Raw genomic sequence first — 22180 nt, forward strand, 5'->3', positions numbered from 1 at the left:
AATTTTTGTGCCACGCCGGTGCGATTAGTGAGCGATGGCTCGAAACCTGTGCATTGCTGTGCTGTAGCGTTGGGCATGCAGGGCAAATACAGCGAAACATGACCAACCGGCAGTTCAAATACAGCCACATCACATATGGGGGCGCACAGTTTTGGTGTGCCATGACTATTCGGTGCAGGTTTTTGCACCGACAGCGGGCGCAGGTCGGCGGCGCTAGACCGTGCTCGTGCTGTCGAGCTGCCGGTGACGCATAAAGTCCAGCGTCTGCTGATACAAGTCCGAGCGGAACAGCTGAGCGCTGCCTCCGTCTACCTGCGCAATCTCCTTGCATAATGCGAGCAGTTCGCGGGCTTTTTGCTCGGTTGGGCGGCCGTGTTCCGTTTGCGGGTGGGCGAACAGGTGCCAGCCGGGGTTGGCTATGGGAGTGTGGTCGCTGGAGGTTATCAGTTCGTCATTAAGCGAGGCGGCAATGGTCGCTTGCGAGAGGTCCAGGTATTCCGGGCGCGCGAGAATGGCGATCGCATCCCGTCGCTGGCCGCGGTCGCTGAGCCAACCACAGGCATCCAGCAGGGCAGCTCGCAGTGCCAGGTGGGTTGCCGGATTTGTCTCGTGCCAGCTGCGGGTCACGGCCAGGACTTTTTCCGGCATTGCCGGCATCAGGGCATTACTGGGAGTGGCGATCACACCGATGCCTTCCTGCACGGCGAGAGTATTCCAGGGCTCGCCCACACAGTAGCCATCGATATCGCCGCGCCGCAGGTGGTCGACCATTTGCTCCGGTGGCAGAACTACTATGCGCACGTCTCTGTCTGGATCGATACCCGCGCTGGCGAGCCAGTGGCGCAGTTGCAGGGTGTGGCTGGCGAAGGGATAAACACTGGCAAAGGTCAGCGGTGCATCGCTGTCTGCGCGGGTCTGCATGAAGGACTTGAGTGCGGCACCGATATCCGGTGCCTCAGAAGCGTCTTCGGCTGCGGAAATGTTCAGGGATTCGTAGAGGGCCCGGGAAAGGGTAATGGCATTGCCATTACAGCTGAGGATCAGTCCGCTCACCAGCTGTTCTTCACAGCTGGGCAGGGTCTGGTTGAGGGTGAGGGGTACGGGGGCAAGGATTGCCGCCGCATCCGCGGCACCACCGATCAGTTTGTCTCTCAAGGTGGCCCAGGAAGTTTCCCGTTGCAGCTCCACGTTCAGACCGTAACGCGCAAAGTAGCCAAGTTCGTGGGCAATGATCAGGGGCGCACTGTCGGTCAGACGCAGGTAAAGGAGTTTGAGGTTTGGCTTCTCGGCTTGCAGGCTGCTCACGGTAATACTCTCGAATTCTTCAATTTATTAATTCATGTTCACACGGGGGTGACGCTAATTCACTGGCGATTGCAGGTGTGTGACGATCTGTTCGGCCACATTGCGCATGGTGGAGTTGCTGTTCATGGCCAGGGTTCTTAGCGTCTGATGGGCGGCCTGTTCGCTGATGTTTTTGCGGGCCATCAATAGACCTTTCGCCCGCTCAATCACCTTGCGTTCGTCCAGCTGCTGCTGAGTGCGTGCGAGAGACTGGCGCAGCTGCTGATAACTGCGGAACTGAGCCATGGCAATTTCGATGGCCGGCGCTACCCGCTCTGCAGACAGGCCCTCAGCCATATATGCACTCACCCCGGCCTCCACGGCACTGGTAATAAAGTCGGCCCCGCCGCGGGCGGAAAACATCGCAACCGGTGTGGGGTTGTGCTGGTTGATTACCGAGAGACTTTCAAGAATGTCGCGATCAGGCGATTCGATATCGATCAGCACAATATCCGGCCGGTGCTTTTCCACCTGGAATAGTAGCCCCTCGGCGCTGGATAGTTGCGCCAGGAGGTTATAGCCGGCGGCGGTAAGCTGCCCAGCCACCATGGTGGCGCGCTCTGGCTGGTCGTCTACCAGCAAGATACTGACAGGGGGTGTGACAGGTGTTGTCGTCATCGCACTTAGAACTTCAGATCGAACTGCAGCCAGAACTTGTCCGTATCGCTGCTGAATTCGTCAGCATCGTAGGTGGCGTACTTGGCGAGCAGATCGATATTTTTTGTTATGGAGTAGGTCGCGACAAGGTCCAGTTCGTTGCCGTAGTCCAGGCTGTCGCGATCGCTGTAGAATTTATGCACGGTAGCTGCAAACTTGATGCCAGAAACGACTACTGAGCCGCCAGCATAATAGTCGCGAATACCTTCCGCTGGTGTGGTCAGGAACTTGTCGGCAAACCCCTGAAATTTGTGCAGTGTGGCCAGTGGGGTCTGGAAGGCCCACTGGCCATCGCCGGTGAGCCACTCCGTTCCCATAAACCCGGTGAATTTGTACTTCTGTACCGGCTTGGTGCCGAATTCCGCATTGTAGTATTGCGCCTGGTAGCTGTAGGGGTTTTCGCTGACATCACCTTGCGATGCGGCACGCAGGTGCCACCGGTAACTGTCACAGTCTACTGACCACTCCGCGCCGACCGTGGCACTGGCCAACTGCTCCTGATCGTGGAAGTTAAGGCTGTAAATGAACCCCTTAAGGTTGTGGTTGGGGTGAATTTTGTAATCTATCTCCAGCGCGTTTACCGGTCCGCTGATATTGGCATCGTCTCCGTCTGGACCAAATATTCGGTTAACGTTCCACATATAGGTGTAATCAAGGGACACCTTGTCATTGAAGTTCCACTCGGCGCGGAAGGCATCGTAGGTCTGTTCATTTTGCCGCCAGCCCACGCCGCCGATGAAGCGCTGGTCGTCGTAGTTGATACGCTGGCGCCCCAGGGTGAACAGCCCCTGTTTCAGGGCATAGCTGACCTGGACGCGATTTATTTCGCTATAGTCAGGGTCTGCGATCACCGGGAACTGGGTTTTACCATTTTCGGTGTTGTTGAATTTTTCGCTGCTGATATAGGTGACATTGTCGCCTTCCAGCAGCAATTCCCAGCCGTCCCAACGGGCGCTGGTCCAGGTGGCGCGACTGCGTAGGGTGCCTGCGGTGGCATGATGGGGGAAAGCTACATCGCGCACGTGCTCATAGCGCGGACGGAAATTCAGTCCAAACTTACTGTTGCGGATCATGTCTCCTGGCAGTTGCGCGATATTTTCCTCCGCCAGCACAGTCCAGGGAGTGGCCGCTGCAATCGTTGCTATGGCGACCAAACTCAGGCATATAGATTGCTGTGCTCGTTGCGAGCTTGAAGGCATAACGCTCTCCCGGTTATTTTGCGCAGGCATAAAAAAAGCCCGGCGGCACAGATTGTGCTGCCGGGCTTCGTTGCCTGTGGCATTTGAACAATCAAAACTCGTACCAATTATTTCCAATCTAGTAGAGGCGCTGAAAAGCGGGGTCCTATTGGTAAGAGACGATTGTCTACTGGCAGTTGCTTGCTCGTTCCGGGTGCGAGATGCTGTGCGTGCGCGCCATGGTGGTGCATATTGGCTGTACAGGAATTGATGTAGAGAGATGACCGCGGAATCCCAGTTTTCCAGTCGTGGTGGCCAAGGATCGGGCCTCAAACGCGTTTGCCCGGTGGTTTTGGCCGGTGGGCAGTCCAGCCGCATGGGAAAAGACAAAGCGCTGCTAAAATTATCCAATGGGCGTACGCTCCTGGAGCAGGCCAAAAGTGTATTTGACGCCCTGCGGCCACCGGAAGGTATTGAGTTGCTGCCGACACTGGTCAGCGGCGCCCGCCCGGGCGGTGTGCCCGATCGTGTTCCCACCGCAGGGCCGTTGGGTGGATTGCACGCCATCGCCCGGCATCTGGACCAGTGGGAGCTGGATTGTGACGGCCTGATCGTCGTACCGGTGGATATGCCACTGCTGAGCCCGTCCGTGCTTGGGCAGTTGTGCGTGGCTGGACAGGCGGTGGAAGAGGCGGTGTGTATTGGTGACTTTTACCTGCCCTGCTGGCTGCCGCTGAATGACCGCAGCCGAAAGTACCTGAATGCTGCGGCCACAGGTAACGCCATTGCTTCCATGCGCGCGCTGTTCGGATATCTCGGCTGTATACAGCTGCCGGTGCCGGAAGGCGACTGGCACCTGAACGTAAACCGGCCGGAGGACTTTCGGCGTCTGACATAGAGTTCCGGGGACAGGGAGGTAGTTGTCCATGGTGCGGCAAAAACTCGCAGCGAGCCTGCAACTCCGGTTCCTGTCCCGCTGTCTTTTGTGTGTACTGCTTCTGCTGTCACTCGGAAGCTGTGGCCTGCGCCAGCCCCCAGAATTGCGCCTCGCGGTCGACGCCGGTTTTCAACCGGCAGTGGAAGCCTTGCGAGGGGACTTCGAAGCGCAGTGTGGTTGCCGTCTCAAGGTCACTGCCGGTGCCAGCGGCCTGCTGTACAGCCAGATTCGTGCCGGTGAGTCCTTCGACTTGTTTCTTTCCGCGGATAGCGCGCGACCAGTCCTATTGGAAAAGGCCGGATTTACCATCCCAGCCAGCCGCCAACCCTACGCCCGCGGACAGCTGGCCCTGTGGGTAAGCAGGGCGATTTACGCGGATAAGTCCTCCGGCTTCTCCACTCTTACTACCAAGCTCGCGAACACGCAATCCGCGCTTACCCCGCGTCAGCTGATCCTGTTGCTGGGGCGGGGCAAACACAAGCTGGTGGTGGCGGATCCACAACTGGCGCCGGATGGCGATGCGGCGGTACGTATGCTGAAAAAGCTGCGACTGTGGCCGCGGCTGCGGGGAAGGGTGATTTACGCGGGCCATGCGGGCCACGCGCAGATTCTACTGCAAGAGGGGCAAGGGGAGATGGGGCTGATTCCTTACGGGCAGGCAATGGCGGCCGGGAGCCGGGGGCAGTTCATGCGTATCCCGGCCCATTTTCACCCGCCCATTCATCAACAGATGGTCATTCTGCGGAACACCCGGGAACGGGACCTTGCCATCCGCCTGCTACAGTACCTTCAGTCCGAACCCGTGCAGCAACAACTCGAGGGGCTGGGTTTCCTGCCGGTGAAAGCTTCTTTCAAGCTGTCCGCTGAGTCGAGGCCTTAATCCGTAAAATCAGCGCGCAGCTCGGTCAGTTTCAGTATAAATCGCTTCAATATAAGCCAAATTTATTTGTCACTATAAATGGTTTTAATTGATACCTATTCCAATGCTGAATTATTTCCATAGCAAAGCGTTATTATTTCGCGCTTATATAAATAAACGATTTGGAATACCTAATTAAATATTCTTTTATATGAACTGCGAGCCGTTATTTTCTGGATAAGTCGACAACTTTGGCGTCAGTTGATTTAGCGTGACCAATATAATGTAATGGCAGCATAGTCATGTTGGTGAGCGGGTTTTTCGTTACTCTGGCAACTATTTGTGCTGTTTTTTGATCGATTTCCCGCATTTTTAATAGAATTCCACTAAACGAGTAATAAGAATCCTCTATTTCCGTTAGCCCGGTTTATTCTCTTTAATTCATCGTCCTGCCAAAACGGATTTAATTTTTTCGGGAAAAAGTTATTTCTCGAAAGGGATCTCTTTCACGCCAAAATCCGATGACCCTGATGACGGGATCGGCTGTTCAGGATTAAATGGAGTCGGGATTAAATCGTAGCGGTACAAAATGATCCGGAAAACCGGGTCGGCGCATTTCGGAGCTTTATACAGAACTTTGTTGAGCGCTAAATAACAACGAAAAAATTTTTAACGGGAGCACAAACGGTGATTATTGCCATACCAAAGGAGACCGCGCCGGGCGAGGCGCGGGTCGCGGCAACGCCAGCCAGCGTGAAGCGTTTGCAGTCGCTGGGCTTTGACGTTGTCATCCAACAGGGGGCCGGTGAAGCAGCCAGCTTCCCGGATACCGAATATGAGCAGGCCGGTGCCAAGCTGTGTGCGAATGCGGCGGAGTGCCTGAGCCAGGCTGGCATCGTACTGAAAGTACAGCAGCCCAACGATGACGAGCTGGAGCTGATTCCCAGCGGCGCCACCCTGATCGCGTTTCTGAAGCCCGCGCAGAATGAAGCGCTGCTGAAGAAGTTCGCGGACAAAAACATCAACGCGCTGGCGGTAGAGTCTATTCCGCGTATTTCCCGCGCACAGAAGATGGATGCACTCAGCTCCATGGCGAACATCGCCGGCTACCGCGCGGTGATCGAAGCGGCGCACGAGTTCGGTCGCTTCTTCACCGGCCAGATTACAGCCGCCGGTAAAATTCCACCGGCCAAGGTGCTGGTGATCGGCGCCGGTGTTGCGGGCTTGTCCGCCATCGGTACCGCCAAGAGCATGGGTGCCATCGTGCGCGCCTTCGATACCCGCCCGGAAGTACGCGAGCAGGTAGAGTCCATGGGTGCGGAATTCCTCACTGTGGAAATCGAGGAAGACGGCTCCGGTACTGGCGGTTACGCCAAGCAGATGTCCAAGGAGTTTATCGATGCAGAAATGGCCCTGTTCCGGGAGCAGGCCAAGGAAGTGGACATCGTCATCACCACTGCACTGATCCCCGGCAAGCCGGCACCGAAACTGTGGCTTGCAGATATGGTGGAAACCATGGCCAACGGTTCCGTGGTTGTGGATCTGGCCGCAGAAATGGGCGGTAACTGCGACTTCACCGAAGCCGATCAGAAAGTCGTGAAGAGCGGCGTGACCATCCTCGGTTACACCAATCTGGCGAGCCGCGCGGCCACCCAGTCCTCCACACTCTACGCCACCAACCTGTGCCATTTGTTGACCGATATGACGCCGGAAAAAAATGGCGAGATCGATATCAACTTTGAAGACGAGGCGATCCGCGGCGCTACCGTGGTGAAAGAAGGTGAAATCACCTGGCCGCCGCCCGCACCGAAAATTTCTGCAGCACCCCAGCAGAAAAAGCCGGAGCCACAGATCCAGGTGGAGCCGAAGCCGGAGAAGAAGTCTTCGCCGCTGTCACTGGTGGCCTTCTGGGCGGTGGCCGGTGCGCTGTTGCTGGCACTGGGTAAATCTGCACCGGCGGACTTTGTTGCCCACTTTACCGTGTTTGTTCTGTCCATCTTTATCGGCTGGCAGGTGATCTGGAATGTGTCCCACGCCCTGCACACTCCGCTGATGAGTGTGACCAACGCCATCTCCGGCATCGTGATCATCGGTGCCCTGTTGCAGGTGGGAGCCACCGGTTCCTTCATTGTCACTGTCATGGCGTTTATCGCGGTACTGTTTGCCAGTATCAATATCTTCGGTGGGTTCTTTGTTACCCACCGCATGCTCAAAATGTTCCGTCGCTAAGGAGAAAGAGACATGAATAGCGTAATTTCCATGGCTTATCTGTTCTCTGCGGTGATGTTCATCCTGAGCCTCGGCGGACTGTCCGCACACGAAACCGCACGTCGCGGTAATTACTACGGCATGGTGGGTATGGCGGTTGCCATCATTGCCACTGTGGCCGGTATTACCTCTGGCGCTTACCTGCCGGTGGCTATCGCCATGGGCGTGGGTGCAGTGATTGGCATCCATCTGGCGCGCAAGGTCGAAATGGCCGCCATGCCGCAGCTAGTTGCGTTACTGCACAGCTTTGTAGGCCTGGCCGCAGTGCTGATCGGCTGGGGTGGTTATCTGGATCCGCGTATCAACCTCGAGGGTGCAGCGCATATCGTGCACAACTCCGAGATCTTTATCGGTGTATTCATCGGTGCTATCACCCTGACCGGCTCCATCGTTGCCTTCGGCAAGTTGCAGGGGCTGATATCCGGTAAGCCACTGATGCTGCCGGCGCGCCATTGGCTGAACCTGATCGCTCTGGTGATCTGTGTGGTACTGGGGGCCCAGTTCATCCCGGCGGACGTGAGCAACGCCACTATCATCAACCTGCTGGTGATGACCGGTATCGCGCTGCTGCTGGGGATCCACCTGATCGCGGCCATCGGCGGTGCGGATATGCCCGTAGTGATCTCGATGCTGAACAGTTACTCCGGATGGGCCGCAGCGGCCACCGGCTTCATGCTCAGCAACGATCTGCTGATCGTGATCGGCGCGCTGGTTGGTTCCTCCGGTGCCATCCTGAGCTACATCATGTGTCGCGGCATGAACCGTTCTTTTATCAGTGTGATCCTGGGCGGTTTCGGTTCCGACGGTGAAGTGGCGGGCGGCGGCGACGAAGTGGAAGGTGAAGCGGTAGCCACCACTCACGACGAGCTGGCAGACGACCTGAAGGCGGCCAAGAATATTGTGATTGTGCCCGGCTTCGGCATGGCGGTCGCCCACGCCCAGCAGGCGGTGAGTGATCTCACCGACAAGCTGCGCAAGGCTGGCAAGACCGTACGTTTCGGCATCCACCCGGTCGCTGGCCGTTTGCCTGGGCACATGAATGTACTGCTGGCGGAAGCCAATGTGCCCTACGACATCGTGCTGGAGATGGAAGAGATCAATGACGATTTTCCGGAGACCGACCTGGTGCTGGTGATCGGTGCCAACGACACCGTCAACCCGGACGCGGTGGAGAAGCCCGGTTCCCCCATCGCCGGCATGCCGGTACTGGAAGTTTGGAAAGCTGGAAAAGTTGTGGTGTTGAAGCGCTCCATGGCTTCCGGCTACGCCGGTGTGGCCAACCCGCTGTTCTACAAGGACAACTCGCGCATGCTCTTCGGTGATGCGAAAGAGAGCCTGCAGAGTGTGCTGGGCAAACTGAACCCGGCCTGATCCTGCACTTGCAACAGCAAGCCACTCAAAAAAAGCGGCCCCGCAAGGTGGCCGCTTTTTTTTGACTGTGACAGAGCGTTGCCGAGAAGGATGGCTCTGGTGTCGCTCATTGGTCAGACCGATGGTAACCTATGGCGCCAGAGTACTTACAAAAATAGTAAATATAAAAAGAGTCGACTATGCCAGCCATTTCCCGACGCTCTCCGAACCACCAATTTGCCCGCCAGGGCTTTGTGTCACGTTGTTTGTCGCACAGCTTGATTCGCGCTCCCCTGGGTGTGCTCGCACTCTCCGTGCTGACCGCTTGCGGTGGAGGCGATGGGGGTGGCTCCGGTGGCGCAGATAACGACACAGGTACACCGCCGATTACGCAGGTGCCTTCATTGTTGACCCTGCGTGGTGACAGTACCGCAGAAGTCGGGGACTCGGTGGGTATTGTCGGCAGCCTTTCGGAGATGGGCTACACCCGCTTCGAGTGGGAACAACTGGCGGGGCCCAACGTGGAGCCTCTGGCAGGCAACGGTACTGCCGGTATCAGCTTTGATGCGAGAAGCTCGGGCAATTACAGCTTTCAGCTTACCGCGAGCAACAGCGAAGGCGAGCAGCAGGTTGAAACGTTTGATATTTCGGTCAGCGCCGGCAGCACCGGTTCCCGGGTGCAGTTGCGGGCCGATCGCGCCGTGAGTGAGGGCGCGCAATTTTCTTTACGCCTGAATGCGAGCCAGCTGAGCGGTAGCAATCCGACCTGGTCGTTTGCTCAGCTTTCGGGGCCAGACGCCATCCTGGAAACCGACGACTCTGAGGAGCCGGTACTCTTTGTCACCGCCCCCAAAGTCACCGGAGACCAGGTGATTACCATCCAGGCCACCCTGGAAACCACTACGGGTGCGTATACCGATATTGCCTATGTGGTGGTTCAGGATCGCCCGGAAATCACCAGCGAATATTATTGCGATGGCGACGGTGACTACTGCGCAAAATCGCTGGCGCTGAACAATGTCTACACCTATCGCGACGACAGTCCCTATCGCGACTATCTGGCGGACTGTGTTTACTCCAACCAGCTGAGCGACGAGAACCTGTGTACCCTCGGCGAGCTGCCAGTGATTGGCATGTACACCAATTCGCCCACGGTGGACGACATCATGGACCACGTGCTGGTGTCGCACGATTGGATGGGGGAGCGCTTTGAGCGATTCCTGACGGAGCTGGACCCATACAGTGATTTTGCCCGTCTGCTGCGCTCGGTGACCGCCGTGGTGATCTCCAGCGATGTGCGCCCGTCCTATTACTGGTCGTTGACCGGTGCCATTCACCTGGACCCGGACAGCCTGTGGCTGACACCGCAAGAGCGTGATGTGATCAGTGAGGTTCCCGATTACCGCAGTGGCTTCAGTTCCGAACTCAACTTCGTGACCCCGGCGCGTTACGTAAAAAACAATGACTACGTGTTTTACGGTTACCACCCGGCCAATCGCGACAGCCGACCGTTCCGTGAGCTGGAGGCAGACCTGGGCTCACTGATGTACCACGAACTGGCTCACGCCAATGACGCTATGTCACAGGCAAAGATCAATAGCGGCCTGGATACCAGTGATATTTTCTTTTCCCAGGCGCAGAAAGGCGCGCTGGTGAATGAATCCGTGAGCGCGATCAACCCTCCGCAATCGCAGGAGCTGTTTGATCTCGCCGATGTGCGTTACCGCGGTGTAGAAGCAACCGCCACCCAGCGGTTTTATTCCCCGGATGATATCTCCGGATTTTTCTTTCCGGATACTGCTAGCGATTTTTACAGCTACACCAGTCCCTGGGAAGATACTGCCATGCTGTTCGAGGCCGTCATGATGAGCCTTCGTTACGGTATTGAGCGGGATGTTGCGGTTACCAACAAACCCCTCTATCCCACTTCGGCGGATGATTATCGTGTGTCGGAAGGGCAGCGCGGGCGCATCGGCTCTATTCGAATTCGCCCCCGTGCCAGTGTCGCCGTGCAGGGACTGCTGCCGGAGGCCTGGTCCGTGGCGGACGCCCACCTGCAGTCCGTTGTGCCCGAGGCACTCTGCGCCGGTGAGGGTTGGGGGCAGAACCTGGATCCATCCTGTGCCGGCACCGCAGCGCCGTTGCGTTTTGCCGCACCAGTGCCGAGCCGCCCGGCTCCGATGCCCACTGGACTCCCGCGGAGTTTTATCCCACCGACTCCGTCGAAGTAATTGCGTAGGCGACCGTAAGCAGTAACCGTTAGCAATAGATATAAGAAGTAAACGAGAAGGATGTAGCCCATGACGGGAACGTTAGTGAAAACTATCAGGCGAGTAGTCTCTGTCAGTACGCTGGCGCTGGCCAGTGCAGCGGCAGCGGCGGACTCGGAGACCACTGTGTTCATGGCCGGCGATTCCACCATGTCGATCAAGGAGGTCAAAGACTATCCGGAAACCGGCTGGGGTGTGCCCTTTGCTGTCTTTTTTGACGATGGTATCAAGGTGGAAAACCGGGCCATGAATGGCCGCAGCACCCGTACCTTTATCGAGGAAGGGCGCTGGAAGGGCATCATGGACGAGCTGAAAGAAGATGATTACGTCATCATCCAGTTCGGTCACAACGACGAGTCCGAGCACAAGAAAGACCGCTACACCACCCCGGAGCAGTACAAGGCCAACCTGTCCCGCTTTATCCGCGATGTGCGCGGTGCCGGCGCCGAGCCTATCCTGATGTCACCGATCACCCGCCGCTACTTCGATGGTGACAACACCATCAAGCACACCCACCCCTATGCGCCGCTGGTGCGGGACGTGGCGAAGAGCGAGAAGGTGGAATTTATCGATATGGAAGTGGTGACCCGGGAGTACTTCCAGGCTATGGGCGACCGCGACAGTGCGCTGCGCTTTATGCATATCGCGCCGGGCATGCATCCCAATTACCCGGTGGGGGTGCGCGACGATACCCACCTGAACCAGCTGGGTGCGCGGGAAGTGGCGCAGTTGGTGCTGGCGGAGCTGCGCAAGCGCAAGCACCCGCTTACCGAACGCCTGCGTAAAGCGGACTCCAAGCACATGGCGTTGAAATACTGAGTTTCATGTTTACGCACGGCGGAGAGTCGCAAGAACACGGGGCCGGGCAGTTGTCCGGCCCGGTATGGGGCTGATCAGGGCTGATTAGCGCCTGGCAGGATCAGGGGCGCAGCAGATTGGACAGGCGCGCGTTGGGCTTCTCGGCTTTGCGGAAGATCAGCGCGATCTTGCCGATCTCCTGTACCAGCTCGGATTTGCTCTGCGCGCACAGCTCGGCAATCAGCTCCCGGCGCACATCGCGGTCGTTGACGGCCAGTTTCACCTTGATCAGCTCGTGATCTTCCAGGGCGCGATTAAGCTCTTCCAGCACCCCCTCGGTGAGCCCTTTGTCGGCTACGGTGACAATTGGTTTGAGGCTGTGGCCGCGGGTGCGCAAGGCTTTTTTGCGGTCGGCTGTTAAAGGCATACAATACTCCATCCTTAAATTAACCCATACTCGGGTAAGCAAGCGCGGCCAAGCTGCGCGGACAACCCCAGAAATTAGCGATGTATTGTAACTGATGGGCCGATCAAAGAGCAGCCACCGTTGGCTGCGTGAACATTTCAACGACCACTACGTCAAACAGTCCCAGAAAGAGGGCTACCGCTCGCGCGCGTCCTACAAACTGCAGGAGCTGCAGGAGAAGGACCGCCTGATCAAACCAGGCATGACCGTGGTGGATCTCGGTGCCGCCCCCGGCGGCTGGTCCCAGGTGGCCGCAGAACTGGTGGGCCACAAGGGCCGGGTTCTTGCATCGGACATCCTCGAGATGGACGCCCTTGCCGGGGTGGACTTTGTACAGGGCGACTTTACCGAGCAGGAAGTCTTCGACCAGCTGCTGGAAAAGCTCGGTGAAGAACGCGCCGACCTTGTGATTTCCGATATGGCCCCCAATATGAGTGGTGTGCGCGCTGTGGACCAGCCGGCCTCCATGTATCTGGTGGAGCTGGCGGTGGATATGGCGCGCCAGACCCTGAAACCCGGTGGTGCCTTTGTCGCCAAGGTGTTCCAGGGTGAAGGTTTCGATGAACTGATCCGCGACCTCCGCAGTCAATACCAGACTGTAGTTACCCGCAAACCCGGTGCATCCCGTCCCCGCTCCCGCGAAGTCTATGTCGTAGCGCGCGGCTTTAAGGGCTGAATTTTGATACAGTCCCCGATGACCGGGGCGACAGATTTACGATCTTCCCCGCCTATACTGGGTGAAATGGAATAAGCTGCCTGGAAGGCATTCCGGGCACAGGCAACGAGGGCAAACCCTTTGAACGATATGGCAAAGAATCTGGTGTTGTGGCTGATCATCGCTGCGGTGCTGCTGATGGTCTTCCAGAACTTCAAGCCGCAATCCCGGGATGAGTCCGTGAGCTATTCCGCGTTCGTGCAGGACGTGCAGTCCGGCCAGATCAAGAGCGCACTGGTGGACGGCCTGGTCATTACCGGTGAAAAAGCCGACGGCACTCGTTTCAAGACCATTCAGCCCCAGATCATTGACGACGAGCTCACCAACGAGCTGGTGCGCGGCGGCGTACAGTTCAATGGCCGTGAGCCGGAATCTCCCAGCATCTGGCAGCAGCTGCTGGTGGCCAGCTTCCCGATCCTGATCATTATCGCCGTCTTCATGTTCTTTATGCGCCAGATGCAGGGCGGCGCCGGCGGCCGCTCCGGCCCCATGGCCTTCGGCAAGAGCAAGGCGCGTCTATTAGGCGAGGACCAGATCAAGACCACCTTTGCCGACGTGGCGGGTGTGGATGAAGCGAAAGAAGACGTCCAGGAACTGGTTGAATTCCTGCGCGACCCGTCCAAATTCCAGCGTCTCGGCGGTGCCATTCCCCGCGGCGTACTGATGGCGGGCCCTCCCGGTACCGGTAAAACCTTGCTGGCCAAGGCCATTGCCGGTGAGGCAAAAGTACCTTTCTTCTCCATTTCCGGTTCCGATTTTGTGGAAATGTTCGTGGGTGTGGGTGCGTCCCGCGTGCGCGATATGTTCGAGCAGGCCAAGAAGCAGGCTCCGTGCATCATCTTTATCGATGAGATCGACGCCGTTGGCCGTCACCGTGGCGCCGGTGTCGGCGGTGGTCACGACGAGCGCGAACAGACCCTGAACCAGCTGTTGGTGGAAATGGACGGTTTTGAAGGCAACGAAGGCGTAATCGTCATCGCCGCCACCAACCGCCCGGACGTACTGGACAACGCGCTGCTGCGCCCCGGCCGTTTCGACCGCCAGGTATTTGTCGGCCTGCCGGATATCCGCGGCCGCGAGCAGATCCTGAAAGTGCACATGCGCAAGGTGCCACTGGAAGAGCATGTGGACCCGCAGACCATTGCCCGCGGTACCCCCGGCTTCTCCGGTGCCGACCTGGCCAACCTGGTAAACGAGGCTGCGCTGTTCGCCGCCCGCGCCAACCGCCGCATGGTCAGCATGGATGAGTTCGAGCGCGCCCGTGACAAGATCATGATGGGTGCCGAGCGCAAATCCATGGTGATGAACGAAAAGGAAAAGACCAACACCGCGTACCACGAAGCCGGCCACGCCATTATTGGCCGCCTGGTGCCGGAGCACGACCCGGTGCACAAGGTCACCATTATTCCTCGCGGCCGCGCGCTGGGTGTTACCCAGTTCCTGCCGGAAGAAGACAAGTACAGCCTGAGCAAGCGCGCGCTGGAATCCCAGCTGTGCTCCCTGTTCGGCGGCCGTATCGCGGAAGAGATGACCCTCGGGGTGGACGGTGTCACTACCGGTGCCTCCAACGACATCGAGCGCGCCACCGACATCGCCCGCAACATGGTTACCAAGTGGGGTCTGTCCGAGAAGCTGGGCCCGCTGCACTACGGTGAAGATGAGAGTGGCCAGCCCGGCCATGGCAACCCCATCTCCGGCAAGACCTCTAACGAGATTGACGAGGAAGTGCGCCGTATCATCGACACCTGTTACGAGCGCGCGGAAAAACTGCTGCAGGACAACCGCGATATTCTGGAGGCGATGAAAGACGCGCTGATGGAATACGAAACCCTGGATGCCGAGCAGGTGGACGATCTGATGGCCCGCCGCAAGGTACGTCCGCCCCGCGACTGGCACGACAACGACTACTCCGGCGGCGGTCCGGCGGACGATGTCTCCGAAACCGATGAAAAGTCGAAAGACGGTGACAGCACGGTCGGTGGCCCGGTCAACGGCCACTAACCGAAGTAATCGCCTGATGGGTGTGTAAACACACTGACGCAGAACGGGCCCACGGGCCCGTTTTGTTTTGGACTGTAGCAACGTTAAGCGCTTATGAAGATACACTGCGGCAACCGCACCCTGGACCTCTCCACCCCACAGGTGATGGGTATCCTCAACACTACCCCCGACTCCTTCTCCGATGGCGGCAGCTATTACGCTGGCGGTGGCCTGGATCTCGACCTGGTGCTGCAGCGGGCGGAGCAGATGGTGCGCGATGGCGCTGCTATTCTGGATGTCGGTGGCGAGTCCACCCGCCCCGGTGCAGAGTCAGTAACGGAAGAGGAAGAGCTGGCGCGGGTTGTGCCCGTGGTAGAGGCCATCAGCCAGCGGTTGGATGTAGTAATTTCCGTGGACACCAGTACCGCCTCGGTCATCCGCGAGTCTGCCGCTGTGGGCGCCGGCCTGATCAATGATGTGCGAGCGCTCACTCGCCCCGGCGCGCTTGAGGCGGCGGCCGCGACGGATCTACCTGTGTGCCTTATGCACATGCAGGGGCAACCCGGTACCATGCAGTCCAACCCCGAATATACGGATGTGGTGGCCGAAGTGCGCGCGTACCTCGATCAGCGCTTACAGGCCTGCATCGACGCCGGTATCGCCCGCGAGCGGGTGATCTACGACCCGGGCTTCGGCTTCGGCAAGAACGACGAGCACAATCTGGCGCTGCTGCGCAATCTCACGCAACTGGCGCCGGACGGTGTTCCGCTACTGGTGGGCATGTCGCGCAAGTCCATGATCGGCCGCCTTCTGGACCGCAATGTGGATGAGCGCCTGCCGGGCAGTCTGGCGCTGGCGATGCTCTCCGCCCAGCGCGGTGCCCACATCATTCGTGTACACGATGTGGCAGCGACCGCAGATGTGCTTAAAATGCGCCAGCTTGTAGACTGCGCGTGACCAAATTTAGACCGTGGGTCGGGCAGCGCTAAGCCTGCCCAACTCCAGAAAAAGAGAAGTACCATGGCAAGAAAATATTTCGGTACCGATGGCATCCGTGGCCATGTAGGCGAGGGGGCCATCACCCCGGACTTTATGCTGCGCCTCGGCTACGCCGCCGGCAAAGTGCTCGGCGCCCGTGTTGAAGGTACCGGCGGCAGCGGCCGCAGCCGTATCCTGATCGGCAAAGACACCCGCGTCTCCGGCTACATGTTTGAAGCGGCGCTGGAAGCCGGTCTGATCAACGCCGGTGTCGACGTCGGTCTGCTGGGCCCCATGCCCACTCCGGCCATTGCCTATCTCACCCGCACCTTCCACGCCCAGGCGGGCATCGTGATCAGTGCCTCCCACAACCCGTTTCAGGACAACGGCATCAAGTTCTTCAGTGCCGACGGCAGCAAGCTGCCGGACCAGGTAGAAGCGGATATCGAAGCGGCCCTCGATCTGCCCATGGAGACAGCCAAAGACCTGGGCAAGGCCTGGCGCATCGACGATGCCGTGGGCCGCTACATCGAATTCTGCAAGGCGAGCACCCCTTGGCGCTACTCCCTGAAAGGGCTCAATATCGTGCTCGACTGTGCCAACGGCGCCACCTACCACATCGCGCCCAAGGTGTTTCGCGAGCTGGGTGCCGAGGTGCACGCTATCGGTGTTCAGCCCGATGGAGAAAACATCAATCTCGATTGCGGTTCCACCAAGCCCCAGCAACTGCAGAAAGCGGTTGTTGAGCGCGGCGCCGACCTGGGTATCGCCTTTGATGGCGATGGCGACCGTGTGATGTTCGTGGACAAAAACGGCAGCCTGATCGACGGTGACCAGCTGCTGTTCCTGATCGCCATTCACCGCCAGCAGTTCCTCGGTGGCTGCAACGGCGTGGTGGGTACCCAGATGAGTAACTACGGGTTCGAACTGGCCCTGAAAGACCGCGCGATCCCCTTTGCCCGCGCCAAAGTGGGCGACCGCTACGTACTGGAAATGATGTACAAGAACGGCTGGACCCTGGGTGGCGAGTCCTCTGGCCACATCGTCTGTACCGATGTCACCACCACCGGTGACGGCATCATCTCCGCCCTGCAGGTGCTCCGCGCAGTGAGCGACTTTGGCGAACCGCTGCACCAGCTCACCGCCAAAATGGAAATGCTGCCCCAGCACATGATCAACGTGCGTCTCGCCAGCCGCGACGGTGTGCTGGATCACGCCGATGTGCAGGGTGCGGTGACCGAGGTGGAGTCCAAGTTGGCCGGCAGTGGCCGCGTGCTGCTGCGCCCATCTGGCACCGAACCCCTGATCCGGGTCATGGTTGAGGGCAAAGACCCCGAGGTCGTCCAACAACTGGCGGGCGACATTGCCAGGGTGGTCGAGCGCGTCGGCAACGCCTGATGCCCCCCCGGTGGCTACCGTTTGCTCTCCCGCTAAACGAAAGCCACCGGAAGCCCTTGATTCATAAATAGAAAAACGATCGAAAAACCAATAAATATCCGGAAACGCTGGTTGTATGTTACCGGCAATACCGCTAAGATTTGCGCCCCTTGGAGGAGCACCCATGCGTAAAACCCTGGTAGCTGCCAACTGGAAAATGCACGGCACCAAAGCCTTCGCCGAGCAACTGTTGGTCGAGCTGAACACCGGACTGGAGTCCGGCGAGTGTTCCAGCCAAGTGGTGATCTGCCCGCCGTACCCCTATCTGGGTGTCGTCGCAGGCAAGATTGGCCAGGCGGTAATGCTAGGGGCACAGAACCTCAGCGAGCAGCCCTCCGGTGCCTACACCGGGGAAGTCTCCGCGGAGATGCTGCTGGACTTCGGCGCGCGCTACGCGATCGTAGGCCACTCGGAACGTCGCAGCCTGTATGGCGAGAATAACGAGCTGGTAGCCGCCAAGTACGCCGCAGCCAAGGGCGCAGGCCTGATCCCGATCCTCTGCGTGGGCGAGTCTCTCGAAGAGCGGGAAGCCGGCAAAACCCTGGAAGTGGTAGCTGAGCAGATACAGGCCGTAGTGGCACTGGGTTTGCCAGATACCTGGCAGAATGCTGTTATCGCCTATGAGCCGGTATGGGCCATCGGCACCGGCAAAACCGCCACCCCGGAGCAGGCGCAGGAAGTGCACCAGTTCATTCGCCAGCAACTCGGCGAAGCGGGTAGCAAGACGCAGATCCTCTACGGAGGCAGCGTTAAGGCGGCCAACGCCGCAGAGCTGTTTGCCAAGCCGGATATCGACGGCGCACTGGTAGGCGGAGCCTCACTGAAGGCAGAAGAATTTATACAGATTTGCTGCGCCGCGAATTGAGCGCAGCAACAAACTTTTGAGCAAGGGCACACGCCCGAAAGCAGGTTTTCTGGACAATGGAAAAACTGGTATTAGTAGTACACATCCTCACTGCACTGAGCATCATCGGTCTGATCCTGATGCAGCAGGGCAAGGGTGCGGAAGCAGGTGCCTCTTTTGGTGCCGGCGCGTCTAACACCGTATTCGGCAGCCAGGGCAGCGGAAATTTCTTTTCCCGCTTGACTGCAATTATGGCGACGGTATTCTTCGTCACCAGCTTCGGCCTGGCCATCCTCGCCAGCCGCGATGAAGCACCGGCAGTCGACGGTATGCCGCAGGTTCCTGCAGCAGTAGAATCCCGCGAGCCGGCCGCGACCGAAGGCGACATCCCTGAAGTTCAGGAAGAAGCCCCGGCCGCAGGCGACCTGCCAGCAGCAGAAGAAGCCCCTCAGGCGGAACTGCCAGAAGCTGGTGAAGAAGCAGAAACTGAGGAGCAGCCTCAGTAAGCCGAAAGGCTAAATCAAAAACTGTAAAGTTTTTGCCCAGGTGGTGGAATTGGTAGACACGCTATCTTGAGGGGGTAGTGAGCTATGCTCGTGCGGGTTCAAGTCCCGCCCTGGGCACCACATTGAAAGCCCGACGTTTCATATGTTCGGCATCCTTCCAAAAGCCCCGCATTGCGGGGCTTTTGTGTTTTCGGGAGAGGTATCCCTGGCTATTTCCCTTATTCAAGCTCCGCTTATGCAGGTCAAACCCAACTCTTCCCCGGTCTCCCCCCGAAAAGAATCAAGAAAATGGCAGTTGCCGATATGCGTCGCAACTGGCACATAAGAGTGTCCGAGGTACACAGACCCGACCCCGGTTACGTGAAAAGGGCGACGCTGCTGCGCGCTGGTACCTGCCACCTTTGATTCCCATTGCTGGAATTCATGCGCACACTCCGCCTTCGTCGTTTTCCCATCCTCCAAGCCGATGATCTCGCGATACAGGTGCCGGATAAGTCTGCGGTTCCACAGCAACGGTTGAGCTGCAGTCGCGATATATGGCTCAGACATTGGCGCACCTTCTCCCCATGACTGACTGGCAAGCTTTGTCAGCTTCTGAACCATCTCCCAGTTACTCTCAGGCACATCAGCATGGATCAGTCCTGCGGTACCGTGCCCGGTATCAACCTCCATCGCCCAGGGCCACTGGCGGACCTTGTCGACCAGGCGACTCTGCTCGCTGCGGTTCAGGTCGTAAAACCATTCGCCGCCATTGCTAAAGTGCAGCGGCACATCTGCGTTGCTTTCAAAGCCGGCGATCATCATCGCCTCATGGTTGCCCAGGATGCTGAAGACGGCTTTCTGGTCGATAAAATCCAGCATGGCCACGCTATCGGGGCCCCGGTCCACAACGTCGCCCAGGCAGAAGAGCCGATCGATAGTGGCGTCGAATGCCAGTGCGGCGAGCTGATTCTGGAGTTGTTGCAGGTGCCCGTGGACGTCGCCGACGACGAAATCCCGCCCGCTACGGTTTCGGCTGATTTTCCTGTAAATAGACACTGGTTGAATTTTGCGCAGTTACTTGCTGGTTTGTCGAAATGAGGTTTTTGAAGAATAGGTTAGGGCGGCGATCACTGAGCCCAGTGTTGCCTTTGCTTCCTCTTACGGCTTGCCTTATGTCACGTGATTAGTTGCCTTGGTTGGAGTACACACACTTTGGCCGGATCCCTGCATGGGCAGTGGCAGGCGTTGATGTTGGCCCTTGGCAGATTATTGCGGCGTTTTGCGGTAGTCTGACCTGGAGTTCACATTGGCTTTACCCGTTTTCAGGGGCTTTGCCGACAGGTCGAGCATGAAGCTGTCCGCGTGGGTTGTTGTATAGACCCGGGAGCCCCTGTACACACAACAGATAATAATTGGAGAAACCATGCGAAAGTCCTTACTCGCGATTGCGATCGGCGCCAGTCTGACCATCGGTGCCTGTTCTGACGACAAATCGACCGTTCAGACGGAATCTGCCGAAGCTGCTTCACAGGCAGCGTCTACGCCTGAAGCTGAGACTGGTGCAGCGAAAATGGCAGTTGCCTCTAACCCCCTGATGAAACCAAGCCCGCTGCAATATCAGGCGCCCGAGTTCGACAAGATCAAAGTGGAGCACTACCTGCCAGCATTTGAGGCTGCATTGCAGGAGAGTGTGGCTGAAGTTCAGGCGATCAAAGAGAACCCCGCGCCGGCGACCTTCGACAACACCATTGTCAAACTGGAAACTTCCGGCGAGTTGCTCACCAGGGTAACCGGTAGCTTTTTCAATGCGTCTGCGCTGAATTCCAACGAAAAGATTCAGGAGCTCAAGAGCGAGATAGCGCCGCGGCTGACCGAGCACATGGATAATATTTTCCTCGACGGTGCGTTGTTCTCCCGTGTCGAGAAAATTTATCAGCAGAAGTCCGAGCTGGGTGCTGAGGACCAGAGACTGGTCGATCACTATTACAAGCAGTTCGTGCGCGCGGGCGCAAAGCTCTCAGAAGACGAAAAGACCCAGATTCGCACCATTAATACCGAGCTTTCCACTCTGTCCACGGAGTATTCCAACAATATTCTTGGGTCATTCAAGAATGATGTCATTCTGGTGTCGGATAAGGAGCAGCTTGCAGGCCTGTCGGAAGACAAAATCAGCTCCCTGGCTGCCGCGGCAGAAGAGGCGGGCAAACAGGGCTATATGATCTCCCTGGTGAATACCACCCGTCAGCCTATCTTGGGCAGTCTGGAAAACCGCGAGCTGCGTCAGCAGATCTGGGAGACCTCCGCCCACCGTCTGAAGGACAAGAACGGGGCGCTGGCCAGGCGGATGGCTGAGCTCCGCGCAGAGAAGGCCAAGGTACTGGGCTATTCGAACTGGGCGTCTTACGTGATTGATGAGCGTATGGCGAAGGAGCCGGCGGCGGTGTTCAAGATCCTCGGCGATCTGGCGCCCAAGGCGGTCGAGCGAGTAGCGCAGGAGACCGCTGACATCGAGGCCGTGATCGCACGGGAAGGTGGTGAGTTTACGGTGCAGCCCTGGGACTGGGCTTATTACTCCGAAAAGGTGCGGAGCGAGAAATACGACCTGGATGAAAGCGAGGTTAAGCCGTATTTCGAGCTGAGCCGGGTGCTTGAAGATGGTCTCTTCTTTGCCATGCAAAAGCTGTACGGCATTACTGCGAAGCCCCGCACCGATCTTCCAGTATGGAACCCGGACGTGGTGGTGTACGAAATTTTCAATGCCGACGAAACGCCGGTCGGGCTGTTTTACCTGGACCCCTATGCCCGTGAAGGCAAGAATGGCGGGGCCTGGATGAACGAGATCGTCACCCAGAGCCACCTGCTGAAAAACAAGCCGGTAGTCTACAACGCGCTCAATATTCCCAAGCCGGCCGAAGGCCAGCCGACGTTGCTGTCTTTCGGTGAAGTGGGCACGCTGTTTCACGAGTTTGGCCACGCCGTGCACGGCCTGTTCTCTGACGTGAAGTATCCGAGCCTCGCCGGTACCGCTACCCCTAGAGACTTTGTGGAGTTCCCGTCCCAGTTCCACGAGGACTGGAGTATCGAGCCCGAAGTATTGGCGAACTATGCCCGGCACTACCAGACGGATGAGCAGATTCCCCAAGAGCTGCTGGAAAAAATCCTGAAAGCCAACAAGTTTAACCAGGGCTTCGATACCACCGAGTACCTGGCGGCTTCGCTACTGGATATGGAATGGCACAGCATCGCGCCCGGAACCAAGATCGAGGACCATGAGGCCTTCGAGAAGCAAGCACTGGCAAAATATGGCCTCGACCTGCAGGCGGTTCCGCCGCGTTATCGCTCAACCTATTTCAGCCACATCTTCTCCAACAGCTATTACGCGGGCTACTACTCCTATCTGTGGACCGAAGTCTTTGCCGCGGATGCCTTCGCGTACCTGCAAGAAGAGGGCGGTCTTAGCCGCGAAAACGGCGACCGCTACCGCAATGCGATCCTTGCTGTCGGTAACAGTACGGACCTGATGGAAGCGTACATCGACTTCCGCGAGCAGGAGCCGAGTGTGGATGCGTTGCTTGTTCGGCGGGGATTGCTGGCGAAATAGCTAGCTTGGA

18 protein-coding genes and 1 tRNA gene are annotated in these 22180 nt (G+C 58.1%); 14 read left to right on the forward strand and 5 right to left on the reverse strand.

The genetic code is table 11. The annotated features are described in order from the left end of the window. Positions 1-213: 213 nt before the first annotated feature. The 3 genes from LC059_RS01210 to LC059_RS01220 are packed head-to-tail and all read right to left on the reverse strand — an operon-like array spanning position 214 to position 3200. A complete protein-coding gene (locus tag LC059_RS01210) occupies positions 214-1305 on the reverse strand; it encodes a CmpA/NrtA family ABC transporter substrate-binding protein (protein ID WP_226702009.1) in 1092 nt (363 codons plus the stop codon). A gap of 54 nt (positions 1306-1359) precedes the next feature. Next, positions 1360-1962, reverse strand: a complete 603-nt coding sequence (locus LC059_RS01215) for an ANTAR domain-containing response regulator (protein WP_226702010.1) — start codon at positions 1960-1962, stop codon at positions 1360-1362. 5 nt (positions 1963-1967) lie between these two features. Next, positions 1968-3200, reverse strand: a complete 1233-nt coding sequence (locus LC059_RS01220; protein ID WP_226702011.1) for an alginate export family protein — start codon at positions 3198-3200, stop codon at positions 1968-1970. A gap of 259 nt (positions 3201-3459) precedes the next feature. Here LC059_RS01220 and LC059_RS01225 point away from each other — a divergent pair, with 259 nt between their 5' ends. The 6 genes from LC059_RS01225 to LC059_RS01250 all read left to right on the forward strand — a co-directional run bounded on the left by LC059_RS01225 (position 3460) and on the right by LC059_RS01250 (position 11682). Beyond that, entirely contained in the window at positions 3460-4077 is a 618-nt protein-coding gene (locus tag LC059_RS01225; protein WP_226702012.1) for a molybdenum cofactor guanylyltransferase, read from the forward strand. 28 nt (positions 4078-4105) lie between these two features. Next, the gene (gene modA / locus LC059_RS01230; RefSeq protein ID WP_226702013.1) at positions 4106-4996 is read left to right on the forward strand and encodes a molybdate ABC transporter substrate-binding protein; all 891 of its coding nucleotides are present in this window, start codon (positions 4106-4108) and stop codon (positions 4994-4996) included. A gap of 666 nt (positions 4997-5662) precedes the next feature. Further along, complete coding sequence (locus tag LC059_RS01235) at positions 5663-7204, forward strand: Re/Si-specific NAD(P)(+) transhydrogenase subunit alpha (protein ID WP_226702014.1); 1542 nt, start codon at positions 5663-5665, stop codon at positions 7202-7204. A gap of 12 nt (positions 7205-7216) precedes the next feature. Further along, a complete protein-coding gene (gene pntB / locus LC059_RS01240; protein ID WP_226702015.1) occupies positions 7217-8614 on the forward strand; it encodes a Re/Si-specific NAD(P)(+) transhydrogenase subunit beta in 1398 nt (465 codons plus the stop codon). A 179-nt stretch (positions 8615-8793) separates the two neighbouring features. Then, a complete protein-coding gene (locus LC059_RS01245; protein WP_226702016.1) occupies positions 8794-10824 on the forward strand; it encodes a hypothetical protein in 2031 nt (676 codons plus the stop codon). A gap of 69 nt (positions 10825-10893) precedes the next feature. Then, positions 10894-11682 carry a rhamnogalacturonan acetylesterase gene (locus tag LC059_RS01250; RefSeq protein ID WP_226702017.1) on the forward strand — a complete coding sequence of 263 codons (789 nt, stop codon included), beginning with the start codon at positions 10894-10896 and terminating at the stop codon, positions 11680-11682. Positions 11683-11782: 100 nt separating this feature from the next. Here LC059_RS01250 and LC059_RS01255 read toward each other — a convergent pair whose 3' ends face one another. Then, entirely contained in the window at positions 11783-12088 is a 306-nt protein-coding gene (locus tag LC059_RS01255) for a YhbY family RNA-binding protein (RefSeq protein WP_226702018.1), read from the reverse strand. A 94-nt stretch (positions 12089-12182) separates the two neighbouring features. Between LC059_RS01255 and rlmE the strand changes: the two genes are divergently transcribed. The 7 genes from rlmE to LC059_RS01290 all read left to right on the forward strand — a co-directional run bounded on the left by rlmE (position 12183) and on the right by LC059_RS01290 (position 18707). Continuing rightward, positions 12183-12803, forward strand: coding sequence for a 23S rRNA (uridine(2552)-2'-O)-methyltransferase RlmE (gene rlmE, locus LC059_RS01260; RefSeq protein WP_226702019.1), 621 nt, complete (start codon positions 12183-12185; stop codon positions 12801-12803). Positions 12804-12932: 129 nt separating this feature from the next. Then, positions 12933-14843 carry an ATP-dependent zinc metalloprotease FtsH gene (gene ftsH / locus LC059_RS01265; RefSeq protein ID WP_226702020.1) on the forward strand — a complete coding sequence of 637 codons (1911 nt, stop codon included), beginning with the start codon at positions 12933-12935 and terminating at the stop codon, positions 14841-14843. 93 nt (positions 14844-14936) lie between these two features. Next, a complete protein-coding gene (gene folP / locus LC059_RS01270; protein WP_226702021.1) occupies positions 14937-15779 on the forward strand; it encodes a dihydropteroate synthase in 843 nt (280 codons plus the stop codon). Between the two features lie 63 nt (positions 15780-15842). Further along, positions 15843-17198, forward strand: coding sequence for a phosphoglucosamine mutase (glmM, locus tag LC059_RS01275; protein ID WP_226702022.1), 1356 nt, complete (start codon positions 15843-15845; stop codon positions 17196-17198). A gap of 163 nt (positions 17199-17361) precedes the next feature. Beyond that, on the forward strand, positions 17362-18102 hold the full coding sequence (gene tpiA, locus LC059_RS01280; protein WP_226702023.1) for a triose-phosphate isomerase: 741 nt from the start codon (positions 17362-17364) through the stop codon (positions 18100-18102). Positions 18103-18158: 56 nt separating this feature from the next. Then, entirely contained in the window at positions 18159-18587 is a 429-nt protein-coding gene (gene secG / locus LC059_RS01285; protein ID WP_226702024.1) for a preprotein translocase subunit SecG, read from the forward strand. A gap of 34 nt (positions 18588-18621) precedes the next feature. Further along, positions 18622-18707: transfer RNA gene (locus LC059_RS01290), tRNA-Leu, on the forward strand. A 102-nt stretch (positions 18708-18809) separates the two neighbouring features. Here the strand turns inward: LC059_RS01290 and LC059_RS01295 are convergent. Continuing rightward, positions 18810-19625, reverse strand: a complete 816-nt coding sequence (locus LC059_RS01295; RefSeq protein ID WP_226702025.1) for a metallophosphoesterase — start codon at positions 19623-19625, stop codon at positions 18810-18812. Positions 19626-19992: 367 nt separating this feature from the next. Between LC059_RS01295 and LC059_RS01300 the strand changes: the two genes are divergently transcribed. Further along, entirely contained in the window at positions 19993-22170 is a 2178-nt protein-coding gene (locus tag LC059_RS01300) for a M3 family metallopeptidase (RefSeq protein ID WP_226702026.1), read from the forward strand. Positions 22171-22180 lie beyond the last annotated feature (10 nt).

This window comes from Microbulbifer elongatus, assembly GCF_020524885.1.
Taxonomy (GTDB): domain Bacteria; phylum Pseudomonadota; class Gammaproteobacteria; order Pseudomonadales; family Cellvibrionaceae; genus Microbulbifer; species Microbulbifer elongatus_A.

Excerpts from the sequence above, each read along its gene's own strand:
- LC059_RS01215 (WP_226702010.1), bottom strand. The coding sequence starts at position 1,962 with ATGACGACAACACCTGTCACACCCCCTGTCAGTATCTTGCTGGTAGAC.
- LC059_RS01220 (WP_226702011.1), bottom strand. The coding sequence starts at position 3,200 with ATGCCTTCAAGCTCGCAACGAGCACAGCAATCTATATGCCTGAGTTTG.
- LC059_RS01225 (WP_226702012.1), top strand. The coding sequence starts at position 3,460 with ATGACCGCGGAATCCCAGTTTTCCAGTCGTGGTGGCCAAGGATCGGGC.
- modA (WP_226702013.1), top strand. The coding sequence starts at position 4,106 with ATGGTGCGGCAAAAACTCGCAGCGAGCCTGCAACTCCGGTTCCTGTCC.
- pntB (WP_226702015.1), top strand. The coding sequence starts at position 7,217 with ATGAATAGCGTAATTTCCATGGCTTATCTGTTCTCTGCGGTGATGTTC.
- LC059_RS01245 (WP_226702016.1), top strand. The coding sequence starts at position 8,794 with ATGCCAGCCATTTCCCGACGCTCTCCGAACCACCAATTTGCCCGCCAG.
- LC059_RS01250 (WP_226702017.1), top strand. The coding sequence starts at position 10,894 with ATGACGGGAACGTTAGTGAAAACTATCAGGCGAGTAGTCTCTGTCAGT.
- LC059_RS01255 (WP_226702018.1), bottom strand. The coding sequence starts at position 12,088 with ATGCCTTTAACAGCCGACCGCAAAAAAGCCTTGCGCACCCGCGGCCAC.
- rlmE (WP_226702019.1), top strand. The coding sequence starts at position 12,183 with ATGGGCCGATCAAAGAGCAGCCACCGTTGGCTGCGTGAACATTTCAAC.
- ftsH (WP_226702020.1), top strand. The coding sequence starts at position 12,933 with ATGGCAAAGAATCTGGTGTTGTGGCTGATCATCGCTGCGGTGCTGCTG.
- folP (WP_226702021.1), top strand. The coding sequence starts at position 14,937 with ATGAAGATACACTGCGGCAACCGCACCCTGGACCTCTCCACCCCACAG.
- glmM (WP_226702022.1), top strand. The coding sequence starts at position 15,843 with ATGGCAAGAAAATATTTCGGTACCGATGGCATCCGTGGCCATGTAGGC.
- tpiA (WP_226702023.1), top strand. The coding sequence starts at position 17,362 with ATGCGTAAAACCCTGGTAGCTGCCAACTGGAAAATGCACGGCACCAAA.
- secG (WP_226702024.1), top strand. The coding sequence starts at position 18,159 with ATGGAAAAACTGGTATTAGTAGTACACATCCTCACTGCACTGAGCATC.
- LC059_RS01300 (WP_226702026.1), top strand. The coding sequence starts at position 19,993 with ATGCGAAAGTCCTTACTCGCGATTGCGATCGGCGCCAGTCTGACCATC.